This window comes from Flagellimonas sp. (assembly GCF_965601775.1).
In the GTDB taxonomy this organism is placed as follows: domain Bacteria; phylum Bacteroidota; class Bacteroidia; order Flavobacteriales; family Flavobacteriaceae; genus Flagellimonas.
Genome location: NZ_OZ271837.1, coordinates 38,090 through 51,319 on the forward strand (window position 1 = coordinate 38,090; position 13,230 = coordinate 51,319).

Sequence of the window (13,230 nt, forward strand, 5' to 3'; positions counted from 1 at the left end):
AATGGCAAAAAAAACAAAGAAAAATCAACCACAAGGCTTTGCAAAGTACATCAAGTGGTTCTGGATTCTTTTTGGGTCTGGGGTATTGGCTGTACTCTTACTTTTCTTGCTCGCTTCTTGGGGCGTGTTTGGAACGATGCCAACCTTTGAACACTTGGAAAATCCGAGTACAAATCTGGCCACCGAAATTGTTTCCTCAGATGGGGAGACCCTAGGAAAGTTTTATTTGGATGACAATCGTACACCTGTACCCTTTAGTGAACTTCCAGAAAACTTGGTAAATGCGTTAGTGGCAACAGAAGATGCCCGCTATTTTGAGCATTCTGGGATTGATGCCCGAGGCACAATCAGGGCCGTAGCTTTTTTGGGAACCAAAGGTGGAGCTAGCACCATTTCCCAACAGTTATCCAAGCTGCTATTTACCAAACGACCTTCCGGAGGGCTTGAAAGAATCGTTCAAAAAGTAAAGGAATGGGTAATTGCCACGCGTTTGGAAAGGCAATACACCAAACAGGAAATTGTTCAAATGTACCTTAACCTGTACGATTTCAACTATAACGCTGACGGTATCCGCTCGGCAGCCCGTATCTATTTTGGAAAGGAGCCTTCCCAACTAAAAACAGAAGAGTCAGCTGTTTTGGTAGGAATGTTAAAAAACTCATCCTATTACAATCCAATCCGACGTGAAGAACTAGTATTGAATAGAAGAAATACAGTTTTGGGTCAGATGGCGAAATACGGTTACCTTACTGAAAAGGAAAAGGATTCCTTACAGGGACTTGAGATGGATATCAATTTTAGTCCTGAATCGCATCGTGAAGGTTTGGCCACTTATTTCAGGATGTATTTGCAACGATTTTTGAACAAATGGATTGATGAAAATCCAAAGCCCGATGGCGAGAAGTACAATATCTATTTGGACGGCTTAAAGGTGTATACCACAGTGGACTCGAGAATGCAAAGACATGCGGAAGAGGCGGTTCAAGAACATATGAAACGGCTTCAGGCGGAGTTTTTTCATCAAAACACACCTAAACGTAATCCGACTGCACCCTTTTTGGATTTGACCCGAGGTGCCATAGATACCATAATGAGACAGGCCATGAAACGTTCCGATAGATGGAGGTCACTTCGGAGACAAGGCATGTCGGATGAGGAAATTAAAAAAACATTCCATGAAAAAACCGAAATGACGGTGTTTGATTGGAATAGTGATTCGTTTGAAAAGGATACCATCATGACCCCAATGGATTCCATCCGCTATTACAAAACCTTTTTGCGCACTGCAATGATGTCCATGGAACCTCAAACCGGTCACGTGAAGGCTTGGGTTGGAGGTATAGATTACAAACATTTCCAGTATGATAATGTAATTCAGGGTGCGCGACAGGCAGGTTCTACCTTTAAACCTTTTGTGTATGCAGCTGCAATTGACCAATTGAGGTACTCTCCTTGTGATTCTCTTCCGGACAATCAATATTGCATTGAACCTCTGAAGCATGGTAATATGGAAGCTTGGTGTCCTAAAAATTCGGATGGGAAGTATTCAGGTGAAAACCTCACGCTAAAAAAGGCCTTGGCCAACTCCGTAAATACGGTTACTGCACAATTGATAGATAAAGTTGGACCCGGTTCAGTGGTTAACATTGCCAAGAATATGGGTTTCACTAAAGAAATTTTGGAAGTGCCTTCAATAGCTTTGGGTACCGTTGACTTTAATGTGTACGAAATGGTGGGAGCCTATGGTACTTTTGTCAATCAAGGGGTATATGTTAAACCTGTTATGGTTACTAGAATTGAGGATAAAAACGGGACCGTTCTTTATGAATATATGCCAGAAACCAAGGATGTACTTAGTAAAGATGTGGCCTATGCCATGGTCAACCTTATGGAAGGGGTTACGCAAGGAGGTTCGGGAACTAGGTTGCGACACACTTTCGCCAAGGAACAAGCAGTTTATAAAGAAATTATTACAGGATATCCTTACGAACTTAGCAACCCTATCGCGGGAAAAACAGGTACCACCCAAAATCAAAGCGATGGTTGGTTTATGGGAATGGTACCTAATCTGGTAACCGGAGTTTGGGTAGGAGGTGAGGACCGAGCTGCTCACTTTCAAAGTCTAACGTATGGACAAGGAGCGTCAATGGCATTACCCATATGGGCCTTATACATGAAAAAGAACTATGCCAACGAAGAGTTGGGCGTATCCAAAGATGAGTTTGAAGAACCTGAAGAACTTTCCATAAATGTGGATTGCACCAAGATTTTGGAAGAAATTCAAAAAGAGTTGGACACCGAAGACGATTTGGAATTGGATTTTTAAAAATCTCCCTATGAAAAACTCGGCCCTAAGAAACTTTAATCTTGGGGCTTTTTTATTTATATCGTATTTTGAAAGACCTTAAAAAGAAATGGAAATATGATTAAAAAAACAGTCCCAAATGTGCAGGAAGCCTTGAAAGGGGTGGCCGATGGGATGACATTTATGCTGGGAGGATTTGGCTTATGTGGCATCCCTGAAAATGCCATTGGCGAATTGGTAAAATTGGGGATTCGAGATATTACCTGCATATCCAATAATGCGGGAGTGGATGATTTTGGCTTAGGCCTTCTTTTACAGCACAAACAGATAAAGAAAATGGTCTCTTCCTATGTGGGCGAGAACGATGAGTTTGAACGACAAATGCTCAGCGGAGAGCTGGAAGTTGAATTAACCCCACAAGGAACCTTGGCCGAAAAATGTCGCGCTGCACAAGCGGGTTTCCCGGCTTTTTATACTCCAGCGGGATATGGAACTGAAGTTGCCGAAGGAAAGGAAACCAGAGAGTTTGATGGGAAGATGTATGTCTTGGAACCGGCTTTTAAAGCGGATTTCTCTTTTGTAAAAGCTTGGAAGGGTGACGAAGCAGGGAACTTAATTTTTAAGGGAACCGCAAGAAACTTTAATCCCTGTATGTGCGGGGCAGCCAATATAACGGTAGCTGAGGTGGAGGAATTGCTTCCAGCGGGTAGTTTGGACCCCAATGAAATACACATACCGGGTATTTTTGTGCAGCGCATCTTTCAAGGTGAGAAGTATGAAAAAAGAATAGAACAAAGAACAGTTAGGCCTAAAGTATAGGATATGTTGGATAAGAACGGAATCGCAAGGCGAATCGCAAAAGAAGTCCAGGACGGCTATTATGTAAACTTGGGAATTGGCATACCTACTTTAGTGGCAAATTTTGTGCGCGATGATATTAGTGTGGAGTTTCAGAGCGAGAACGGAGTATTGGGAATGGGTCCTTTCCCATTTGAAGGAGAGGAAGATGCCGACATCATCAATGCAGGCAAACAAACCATAACCACACTACCAGGAGCTTCATTTTTTGATTCGGCCTTAAGCTTTGGAATGATTCGTGGACAGCACGTTGACCTTACTATTTTGGGAGCTATGGAAGTGGCCGAAAATGGGGATATCGCTAATTGGAAAATTCCTGGAAAAATGGTGAAAGGCATGGGAGGGGCTATGGATTTGGTGGCTTCAGCGGAAAACATCATCGTTGCCATGATGCACACCAATAAAGCGGGAAAATCAAAACTACTCAAAAAATGCACCTTGCCTTTAACGGGAGTTGGATGCGTAAAAAAGATAGTTACCAATTTGGCGGTTATGGAAGTGACTTCAGAGGGATTTAAACTCTTAGAGCGAGCACCAGGAATAAGTACTGAAGAAATCGCCAATGCAACAGAAGGAAACTTGATTATTGAAGGAAATATACCGGAAATGGTGCTATGAGGGCCAAAGTAAGGTTCACAACAAAAACTTAGAGTTACACAACATTCATTTCGTTAGGAAAAAAACAAAAAATACCTTTGAATTGTTCGATTTTTTCGACAAATTGTAATCCTAAATTTTTACCATGGCATCCAAATTAAACACCACTGCAGCGGAGGACACTATTCAAGTGTACCGAAACGATTTTCTAACCGGTTTTATGCTATTGATTAGAAAGCTTTTTATGCTTTAAGAACCGAACTAGATAAGAAATGTTGAAGCTGACTTTTAAGTCGGCTTTTTTTTTTTGCCTTATTTTGAGGGTTATGGCGTATGAACTAAGAAAATGTACTTTGTCCGACTTGAAAACCTTATTGCGTATTTCAAAAGAGACTTTTGTAATCACCTTTGAAAAAGACAATAATCCAGAGGACTTTCAAAAATATGTGGAGAGTACTTTCACAGAGGAAAACTTAAAGCTCCAACTCCAACAAAAAACCTCACAATTCTATTTTGTATTTGAAGGGAGTTCCCTTATTGGGTATCTCAAACTGAATGAAGCCGAAGCACAGACCGATATCCATGACCAAAATTCCATGGAACTTGAACGAATCTACCTCCTGGAAGAACATCAAGGTAAAGGAGCAGGTCGGTGGATGCTAGAAAGGGCCATTGAACTCTGTAGGAAGAAAAAGGATATCAAGTATGTCTGGCTTGGAGTATGGGAACATAACCTCAAGGCCATCCGATTTTATGAAAAGTATGGTTTTAAAAAATTCGCCGAACATTCATTTTTTATTGGAAAAGATGAACAGACAGATTGGTTGATGCGCTTAGATTTTGAGTAGTTCATCTAAAAATAGAATATCCCCATCTGCTTGCAATTTTGTTGCAATAGAATTTTCAAAAGCCGCATGAATCAAAAGCGAAATGGCCTTGGCGTTGGTCTTGGTCAAACTGTTGGTCCTGTAAACCACATCCCGTATCGTGGAGAAACTCACGTTGATTCTTGATGCAATATCTGCATAGTCATCTTTGGTGACATTTCTCCTCAAAATAGTAGATAGCTGTTCGTTGATTGGTTTCCCGTAATCTTCAGTTGAAAATATCGCTTCGCTGTTGATAATTAGGTTAAGCTTTTTGATTGAGCCCATATTGATGTTTTAGTGGTTTATCAATTTATATGTTGGGGTCAAATCCTATTTTCTATATTTGGTCTGTAACCCAATTACAGAAATGTAAAATCTCGCAGCGCAGCATCGAATATATGAAAATAACTGCAGATTTAAAAAAATTATGCAAATAATTAAAGAGCTTAGAAAGCATAAGGGTGCAACACAAACGGATTTGGCAAAAGCAGTTGGGGTGAGTCTACGAACCATTCAGACTTACGAACAAAAGGATGCCAGTATTCCTACTAAAAACTTAACCAAAATAGCAGCATTTTTTGATCTTAGTGTCGCCGATATGTACCTAAGGAAAATGAATGATGAAGAAGCAAGCTATGGGAACCAAAAACCTTTTATTCATTTTGGCAGCAGATGTTATCCTCTGGACTTCGGAAAAAATTTCATTGTAGTACCCTTGCTCCTCACCGAAATGCAATCGGAGTATGCAAAAAGTCTAGGCGAAAAGATAGAACCAAAGCATCAAATGAAGACAGGTTTTGTTGTGGAGAAGCTACATGACAGTTCGTACGTTGCTTTTGAAATCTCCGGGGATTCAATGAACGATGGCACAATTCAATCCATCCCAAATAAATCTATAGTACTGGGAGTGGAGCATACAATGGATGAGTTAGTACAGGACCCCGGACTCCTGCTAGACCAAACGATGGTATTGGTCTTACGTGACAGAATCACTTGTAAAAAGATTGCTGAAGTTGACACACACAAAAAAGAGATAAGCTGTACCAATCTCAAAACCTCCCCTGAGTTTAATGACTTCAAACTCCCTTTCCATGAAATCTTGCAACTGTTCAAAATAGTTAAGAGGCAGCTTTAGAAACCAAACCCTAGATTTTATTTAAGATTTCAGCGGCCTTATCCAAAGTTTCCTCAGTTTTGGCAAAACAAAACCGAAGTAGCTTATCGTCTCTTTCATTTATGTTGAAAACGGACATGGGGATACTGGCCAATTTGTAATATTTTATGAATCGTTCATTGAGGGCCACATCTCTTTCATCCGTGATATCTGAATAGTCCAATAATTGAAAATAACTCCCCCGGGAAGGGGTAAATTTAAATCGAGAACCAGAAATCGCATTTAGGAAGTAGTCCCTCTTTTTCTGATAGAAATCATTTAGGTTGAGATAGTGCTCTTCCTTTTGGAGATACTCTGCCAAGGCAATTTGTGCTGGATGGTTCACGCAAAAGACATTGAACTGATGGATTTTGTTAAACTCATGCATTAAATCCGAAGGCCCCACACAATACCCTACTTTCCAACCGGTCACATGAAACGTTTTTCCAAAGGAAGAACAAATAATGCTTCTTGTGGAAAGGTCTTCGAACCGACTAGCACTTTGGTGGACCTCATCATCAAAAACAATATGCTCATATACTTCATCACTCAATAAAATGATATGGGTATCCCGTAAAATATCTTGCAAGGCAAGAATATCGGTTTCAGTAAGTATTTGGCCACTTGGATTATGTGGTGTATTTATAATGACCATTCTGGTCTTTGAGGTGATTTTATCCCTGAACTCTTCCCAATCTATCTTAAACTCCTTCCCTTTTAACTGAATCAAAACCGGAACGCCACCAGCAAGCTCAATGGCTGGCTCATAACAATCGTAAGCGGGTTTCAAAACAATTACCTCTTCACCTTTTGAGACAAATGCTGTAATAGCGGTATATATGGCCTGTGTAGCTCCAGCTGTTACGGTAACCTCCTTGTCTACCTCATATTTTTTACCATACGTTTTTTCGATTTTCTCCACAATTACTTCGCGCAGCTGTTGCGCCCCGGTCATAGGAGCATACTGATTGTAATTACCGTTCAATGCTTTTTTATAAAGACCTAGCAGTTTGGCATCAGGTGAAAAATCCGGAAAACCCTGTGCCAGATTTATAGCCTTGTATTCGTTTGCCATTTTTCCGACTACGGTAAAGATGGTAGTCTTAACCTCTGGTAATTTAGAATTGAAATTCAAAAAAGCACTCATAGAATAGGCGTTTGTCAAAAATAGGGAGTTATGTGAACTATTATGAAGAGTGTTTTTGGAAAGCAAAAGTTTCCAAATGCGCTACTACTTTGTGCAAACACCGGTCCAACTCTTTTTTGATTTCACCTTCCCAAAAACGGAACACGGTATAACCCAGTTGTTCCAACGCTGTATTTACCTCCTGGTCTCTTTGCATATTTCTTTCAATCTTGGGAATCCAAAATTCACGGTTGCTTTTGATTTTCTGTTTACGTTCCTCCCAATTCTGTCCATGCCAAAACTCCCCATCGATAAAGATCACGGTCTTATATTTTTTTAAAGCAATATCCGGCTTGCCCATGAGTTTTTTATAATCGATTCGATATCTATACCCTGCTTCCCAAAGTGCTTTTCGAAATGTCAATTCGGGTTTGGTATTCTTTCCTCGAATTTTCCCCATGATTTTCGAACGTTCTGGGGTGGTATAAAACCCGGATTCCTCATTGAACCGAGGTACTTTGATACGTTCTTTGGATTTATAGTTGGCCATAGGTCGACTCTAAAGTTGGTCAGGTAGGGCAAAAGCAATAATCTTGTTTCCTTTTGGGGTTCCCAATTTTTCACCACCACAAGCCATGGCAATGAATTGCTTCCCATCAATTTGGTAGACCGCAGGAGTGGCAAAAGCCGCTGCCGGGAGTTTGTATTCCCAGAGCAGTGTTCCCTTATGTCTATCAAAAGCCCTGAAAAAACCGTCCTTGGTACCCGCTATAAAAAGAAGACCATTCTCAGTTATTATAGGTCCTCCATAACTTTCGCAACCCGTGGGCTCACCTGTTTGATTTTTCAATCCGGGGGTATCTCCAAGTGTAATGGACCAAACATACTCTCCAGTATTCATGTCGATGGCATGTAAGGTACCCCAAGGAGGGTCTATAGCTGGAAGACCATTGCTATCCAAGAATTTGGTATAGCCCAAATGACGATAGGGTAGTTTTGGATATTCATCACGGTTATTCGAGGTGACCTCCATCTTATCCGGTTCATCATAGAGGAAAGCGATGAGACCATCAATTTCCTCATCACTTAGTTGTGGAAACCCAATCATCATACCCTTTCCTTTTTGGATGATTTGTTTTACTTCTAGTTCTGATAGCTTCGTTTTAAGGCCAATTAGAGAAGGATACCCACTTTGCGCCGCACCTTCGCGATTGCTTTGATGACACACACTACAATATTTAGTATACAGACTTTGCCCTGTAACTGTCTCACTTTCCTCTGGGGTCAAGGAATCTTTGCCCATTTGAAGTAGAAAAGGCATTTCGTTGGAGTTCACATAAAGTATTCCATTTTCCGGGTCAACTCCGGCTCCGCCCCATTCGGCTCCGCCGTCATATCCAGGAAGTAACAAAAGTGGGTCTAAGGATGGAGGTGTATAAACCGCATTGTTGGCTTGCACCAACTTCTTTATGAGTTCATCCTTGTTTTCCGCAAAAGGGCTGATATTTTTTACTGAGATATCACTGGATTGTCTTGCAAAGGGACCGGGCTTTACCGGAAATGGTTGCGTGGGCCAAGCTTCTTCACCTTCCAAAGATGACTGCGGTACTTTTCGCTCTTCAATTTCAAATATGGGTTCCCCCGTTAACCTATTGAATGCAAAAACATAACCTTGTTTGGTAACCTGAACCACAGCGGGAATCGATTTCCCATCCTTGGTCAAAGTCATCAAATTGGGTGGAGCCGGAGGATCTCTGTCCCAGATATCATGATGCGTAAATTGAAAATTCCAGAGCAATTCGCCAGAATTGACATTTAACGCTAAAAGTGAATTGGCATATAAATTCTTCCCTTTTCGAAGACCTCCATAAAAGTCTGGGGCAGCAGAACCTGTGGGCACATAGAGAATTTGGTTTTCCACATCAAGTGCCATTCCAGCCCAATTATTCGCACCCCCTACATATCCTTTTTGGAGCGACGCTTCATCTTTCCAGGTTTCGTATGCCATATCATCAGGTAAAGGAATGGTATGGAATACCCATGCTACTGCTCCGGTCTCCACATTAAAAGCCATAAGGTTTCCAGGAGCTGCGCCAATATCCTCAGAAACACGTAGAGGCATGATTATTTTGTCCTCATGAATAATTCCTGGTGTATTGGATATCACAAACTTATCTTTTGCCGATTCAGGAAGTCCCGACCTGAGGTCAATCGCACCCTTATTTCCGAAAGAGGCAATGGGTTTTCCTGTAAGCGCGTTAATCGCCCAAAGCTGAGAACCTCGTGTAAAGAGAATGCGCTTATCCTCCCCTTTAGACCAATAGGTTACGCCCCTACTAGTAGAATGCCAGGCTTCCAGCTTTTCACCAAATTGCCAGACTTCTTTTCCAGTGGACGCGTTAAGCGCAACTACCCGCAAAGCAGCGGTAACTCCATAAAGCAAGGTGTCTACAACTATGGGGTTCATTTGCATTTGCCCAAAATCTTCCGCCTCGTATTCCCAGGCAACTTCTAGCGAAGCGACATTATTTGGGTGTATTTGATTTAAGGTTGTAAAGTGGGTGTTTTCCTTATCTCCCAAATAGGTATCCCAGTTTGTGTAATTTGAAGTTGCTTGCTGTTTGGAACAACCAAAAAGCAGAACTAGGGCAAAAACGAATATCAGGAGACACACTTTTGCTGCGGAACTGAAAACGGTCATGGAGTAAACGGTTTAGTATGTAAGATAAAAAAAACCCAAACTCCGTTTGGAATTTGGGCTTTGTTATTTGAATTCCTGACTTGCAGGAATAGGTACTATCCTTTCACACTAGCAGAAAGATATTCCCTGTTCATACGGGCAATATTTTCCAAGGAAATCCCTTTAGGGCATTCCACTTCACAGGCGCCGGTATTGGTACAGTTACCAAAACCTTCCAAGTCCATTTGACGTACCATGTTCTGAACACGTTCGGCCGCTTCTACTTGCCCTTGGGGCAACAAAGCAAATTGGGAAACCTTAGCAGAGGTGAATAACATCGCACTAGCATTTTTACAGGCAGCCACACAAGCACCGCAACCAATACACGTAGCTGCATTGAATGACTTATCGGCCATTTCCTTTTCAATAGGAATCGCATTCGCATCCACAGGTCTACCTGAGGTGTTTACCGAAATATAACCTCCAGCTTGCTGGATTCGGTCAAACGCGGTACGGTCAACAATGAGATCTTTGATTACTGGAAAAGCTGTGGCTCTCCAAGGTTCAATTACAATTTCGTCACCATCGTTAAAACTGCGCATATGCAATTGACATACGGTAATTCTGGAATCAGGTCCGTGGGGTTGGCCATTAATCATCAAGGAGCAGGTACCGCAAATACCTTCTCGACAGTCATGATCAAATTCAACTGGTTCCTCACTCTTGGAAATCAATTCCTCGTTCAAGATATCCAGCATCTCCAGAAAGGACATGTCACTTTCCACACCATCCAAAGTGTAATCCACCATGGAACCTTTGGAATCTGCATTCTTTTGACGCCAGATTTTTAAATATAATTTCATAGCAATATTTATTTATAAGACCGTGTCTTTACTTTTATGTTCTCGTAAACTAAATCTTCCTTGTGTAATTTGGATTTGCTAGGTTCCCCAACATATTCCCAAGCCGATACAAATTTGAAGTTTTCGTCATCACGTAGCGCTTCACCTTCTTCGGTTTGGTACTCCTCTCTAAAGTGTCCACCACAAGATTCATTACGTTCCAAAGCATCCATGGCGAAGAGTTCACCAAGCTCCAAGAAATCAGCCACTCTACCTGCTTTTTCCAACTCTTGATTTTTGGAATCGGCAGTTCCTGTAACTTTTACGTTTTCCCAGAAATCTTTGCGCAATTCTGCAATCTCCTTCATGGCTTCTTTTAACTCTTTCTCATTTCTGGACATACCACATTTGTTCCACATGATTTTGCCCAGTTTCTTGTGATAGTAATCCACAGAATGAATTCCACTTCCTGACATTAGTTTTTCAATACGTTCACGAACTGCTTTTTCGGCTTCATCAAATTCCGAAGTTTCTGTTGAAATAGGTCCGGTACGTATATCATCAGAAAGATAATCCCCAATGGTGTAGGGTAAAACAAAATAACCATCCGCTAAACCTTGCATCAATGCAGAAGCTCCCAAACGGTTTGCACCATGATCACTAAAATTAGCTTCACCGGCGGCATAACAACCTGGAATGGTGGTTTGAAGGTTATAATCAACCCAAAGACCACCCATGGTATAATGAACCGCTGGATAAATCTTCATTGGGGTTTTGTATGGGTTCTCATCCACAATTTTTTCATACATCTGGAAGAGGTTTCCATATTTAGCCTCAACGATTTCTTCCCCAAGCTTTCTTACCGTTGCGTCATCAGGATCTTTCATCCCCGAGGTCAACGCTTTTTCACGGCCGTAACGCATGATGGCAGCATCGAAATCCAAGTAAACCGCTTCACCAGTTTTATTGACTCCATAACCCGCATCACAACGTTCTTTTGCGGCACGGGATGCTACGTCACGCGGCACCAAGTTTCCAAAAGCAGGATAACGTCTTTCTAAATAATAATCTCTGTCCTCTTCAGGAATTTCAGTTGGTTTTAGCTTACCAGCTCGAATAGCCTCTGCATCTTCCATTTTGGCGGGTACCCAAATTCTACCATCATTACGAAGTGATTCAGACATCAAAGTCAATTTGGACTGATGGTCTCCAGAAACTGGAATACAGGTTGGGTGGATTTGCGTAAAACAAGGATTGGCAAAGTAAGCTCCCTTTCTATGCGCTCTCCAGGCGGCCATTACGTTGGCCCCCATGCAATAGGTGGATAAAAAGAAAAGATTTCCATAACCGCCCGTAGCCAAAACCACGGCGTGTGCGGAATGTCTTTCAATCTCACCACTTACCAAATCTCTGGCGATAATTCCACGGGCCTTACCATCTACAAGAACCAAATCCAACATCTCGTGACGGGTGTAGGATTTGATTTTTCCTCTTTGAATTTGTCGATTCATCGCGGAGTATGCTCCCAAAAGCAATTGCTGTCCAGTTTGACCTTTGGCATAGAAGGTTCTTGACACCAAAACTCCTCCGAAGGAACGGTTATCCAATAAACCTCCATATTCTCGGGCGAACGGAACTCCTTGCGCCACACATTGGTCGATAATGTTGGTGGATACTTCTGCCAAACGATGCACATTGGCTTCACGGGAGCGATAATCCCCACCCTTGATGGTATCGTAAAATAGGCGATACACGCTATCACCATCACCTTGATAATTTTTTGCTGCGTTTACCCCACCTTGAGCCGCAATGGAATGCGCTCTTCGTGGAGAATCCTGATAGCAGAATGTTTTTACATTATAGCCAAGCTCAGCAAGCGTTGCTGCAGCCGAACCACCAGCCAAACCTGTACCCACCACGATAACGTCAATGTTTCTTTTATTCGCAGGGTTAACTAGGTCTATTTCATTCTTATGCTTGGTCCATTTGTCCGCCAAAGGACCGGATGGAACTTTTGAATCCAATTTGCCCATGATTAATGTGTTAATGGGTTAAGGTGGTGATACAAGGCAATAAAGACAAAGCCCAATGGAATGGCCACCGAAAATATTTTAGTAAATGTTTTGATTCCCTCAGAGTATCTGTTATTGACACCCATGGTTTGGAAGGATGAAGAAAAGCCGTGCCATAAATGAAGACTCAACAGCACAAAGGAAACTACGTAGAGAACAGTCCTCCAAAAGGGTTCGAACTTGTGTACGGTTTCCTCGAGGTATCGCGTGGGCATTTCTGGATTGGCTTCTACATATTTATAGACCATTTCCGGAACCCAAAAATCATAAAAATGAAGCGCTAAAAACGCTAAGACTACCAAACCGGAATAAATCATATTTCTTGAGACCCAAGAGGCATTGGCACTGCCTTTAAATTTGGCATATCCTACATTTCTTGCCTTTTTATTTTGAATTTCCAAAGCAAACCCCATGACAAAGTGTACAATGACCCCTCCAATTAAAATGGGCTGTAATAAATACTGAACCAAGGGATTGTATCCCATGAAATGGGACCAGGAATTAAAAGTTTCAGGAGCAATGACCGAAGTAAAGTTGATGACGAAATGTTGTGTTAAGAAGACAACCAAAAAAAGACCCGAAAGTGCCATCACTACTTTACGGGCTATCGAAGATTTTATCAATCCACTCATTAGTGCTGGTTTTACGCTCAAATTTACGGCACGAATGAGTTTTTAACAAGTTTTCAACTTTTCAAAGCAGTTAATTTAGAATCAATATAAACGGAT

Annotated in this window: 12 protein-coding genes; 5 read left to right on the forward strand and 7 right to left on the reverse strand. The window is 41.6% G+C overall.

Annotated features, from left to right (window positions below):
- Position 1: 1 nt before the first annotated feature.
- The 4 genes from ACSLUF_RS00210 (at position 2) to ACSLUF_RS00225 (ending at position 4,608) form a co-directional block, all read left to right on the forward strand.
- Entirely contained in the window at positions 2-2,326 is a 2,325-nt protein-coding gene (locus ACSLUF_RS00210) for a transglycosylase domain-containing protein (protein WP_435624120.1), read from the forward strand.
- Positions 2,327-2,422: 96 nt separating this feature from the next.
- Complete coding sequence (locus ACSLUF_RS00215) at positions 2,423-3,124, forward strand: CoA transferase subunit A (RefSeq protein WP_435624121.1); 702 nt, start codon at positions 2,423-2,425, stop codon at positions 3,122-3,124.
- Positions 3,125-3,127: 3 nt separating this feature from the next.
- A complete protein-coding gene (locus ACSLUF_RS00220) occupies positions 3,128-3,781 on the forward strand; it encodes a CoA transferase subunit B (protein WP_435624122.1) in 654 nt (217 codons plus the stop codon).
- Between the two features lie 305 nt (positions 3,782-4,086).
- A complete protein-coding gene (locus ACSLUF_RS00225) occupies positions 4,087-4,608 on the forward strand; it encodes a GNAT family N-acetyltransferase (RefSeq protein ID WP_435624123.1) in 522 nt (173 codons plus the stop codon).
- Here ACSLUF_RS00225 and ACSLUF_RS00230 read toward each other — a convergent pair.
- Positions 4,594-4,914, reverse strand: coding sequence for a hypothetical protein (locus ACSLUF_RS00230; RefSeq protein ID WP_435624124.1), 321 nt, complete (start codon positions 4,912-4,914; stop codon positions 4,594-4,596). The genes ACSLUF_RS00225 and ACSLUF_RS00230 overlap by 15 nt on opposite strands.
- 142 nt (positions 4,915-5,056) lie before the next feature.
- Here ACSLUF_RS00230 and ACSLUF_RS00235 point away from each other — a divergent pair, with 142 nt between their 5' ends.
- The gene (locus tag ACSLUF_RS00235; protein WP_435624125.1) at positions 5,057-5,764 is read left to right on the forward strand and encodes a helix-turn-helix domain-containing protein; all 708 of its coding nucleotides are present in this window, start codon (positions 5,057-5,059) and stop codon (positions 5,762-5,764) included.
- 10 nt (positions 5,765-5,774) lie between these two features.
- Here the strand turns inward: ACSLUF_RS00235 and ACSLUF_RS00240 are convergent, their stop codons facing one another.
- From ACSLUF_RS00240 to ACSLUF_RS00265, 6 genes are all read right to left on the reverse strand, one after another.
- Entirely contained in the window at positions 5,775-6,929 is a 1,155-nt protein-coding gene (locus ACSLUF_RS00240; RefSeq protein ID WP_435624126.1) for a methionine aminotransferase, read from the reverse strand.
- A gap of 40 nt (positions 6,930-6,969) precedes the next feature.
- Positions 6,970-7,458 (reverse strand): very short patch repair endonuclease, encoded by a 489-nt coding sequence (locus tag ACSLUF_RS00245; RefSeq protein WP_435624127.1) that lies wholly within the window; start codon positions 7,456-7,458, stop codon positions 6,970-6,972.
- 9 nt (positions 7,459-7,467) lie between these two features.
- On the reverse strand, positions 7,468-9,609 hold the full coding sequence (locus ACSLUF_RS00250; RefSeq protein WP_435624128.1) for a pyrroloquinoline quinone-dependent dehydrogenase: 2,142 nt from the start codon (positions 9,607-9,609) through the stop codon (positions 7,468-7,470).
- Positions 9,610-9,704: 95 nt separating this feature from the next.
- Positions 9,705-10,451, reverse strand: a complete 747-nt coding sequence (locus ACSLUF_RS00255; RefSeq protein WP_435624129.1) for a succinate dehydrogenase/fumarate reductase iron-sulfur subunit — start codon at positions 10,449-10,451, stop codon at positions 9,705-9,707.
- Between the two features lie 8 nt (positions 10,452-10,459).
- The gene (locus tag ACSLUF_RS00260; RefSeq protein WP_435624130.1) at positions 10,460-12,463 is read right to left on the reverse strand and encodes a fumarate reductase/succinate dehydrogenase flavoprotein subunit; all 2,004 of its coding nucleotides are present in this window, start codon (positions 12,461-12,463) and stop codon (positions 10,460-10,462) included.
- A gap of 2 nt (positions 12,464-12,465) precedes the next feature.
- The gene (locus ACSLUF_RS00265; RefSeq protein WP_435624131.1) at positions 12,466-13,134 is read right to left on the reverse strand and encodes a succinate dehydrogenase cytochrome b subunit; all 669 of its coding nucleotides are present in this window, start codon (positions 13,132-13,134) and stop codon (positions 12,466-12,468) included.
- Positions 13,135-13,230 lie beyond the last annotated feature (96 nt).

Coding starts and splice junctions, on each gene's coding strand:
- ACSLUF_RS00225 (WP_435624123.1), top strand. CDS start 4,087: ATGGCGTATGAACTAAGAAAATGTACTTTGTCCGACTTGAAAACCTTA.
- ACSLUF_RS00210 (WP_435624120.1), top strand. CDS start 2: ATGGCAAAAAAAACAAAGAAAAATCAACCACAAGGCTTTGCAAAGTAC.
- ACSLUF_RS00215 (WP_435624121.1), top strand. CDS start 2,423: ATGATTAAAAAAACAGTCCCAAATGTGCAGGAAGCCTTGAAAGGGGTG.
- ACSLUF_RS00265 (WP_435624131.1), bottom strand. CDS start 13,134: ATGAGTGGATTGATAAAATCTTCGATAGCCCGTAAAGTAGTGATGGCA.
- ACSLUF_RS00220 (WP_435624122.1), top strand. CDS start 3,128: ATGTTGGATAAGAACGGAATCGCAAGGCGAATCGCAAAAGAAGTCCAG.
- ACSLUF_RS00260 (WP_435624130.1), bottom strand. CDS start 12,463: ATGGGCAAATTGGATTCAAAAGTTCCATCCGGTCCTTTGGCGGACAAA.
- ACSLUF_RS00230 (WP_435624124.1), bottom strand. CDS start 4,914: ATGGGCTCAATCAAAAAGCTTAACCTAATTATCAACAGCGAAGCGATA.
- ACSLUF_RS00240 (WP_435624126.1), bottom strand. CDS start 6,929: ATGAGTGCTTTTTTGAATTTCAATTCTAAATTACCAGAGGTTAAGACT.
- ACSLUF_RS00245 (WP_435624127.1), bottom strand. CDS start 7,458: ATGGCCAACTATAAATCCAAAGAACGTATCAAAGTACCTCGGTTCAAT.
- ACSLUF_RS00250 (WP_435624128.1), bottom strand. CDS start 9,609: ATGACCGTTTTCAGTTCCGCAGCAAAAGTGTGTCTCCTGATATTCGTT.
- ACSLUF_RS00235 (WP_435624125.1), top strand. CDS start 5,057: ATGCAAATAATTAAAGAGCTTAGAAAGCATAAGGGTGCAACACAAACG.
- ACSLUF_RS00255 (WP_435624129.1), bottom strand. CDS start 10,451: ATGAAATTATATTTAAAAATCTGGCGTCAAAAGAATGCAGATTCCAAA.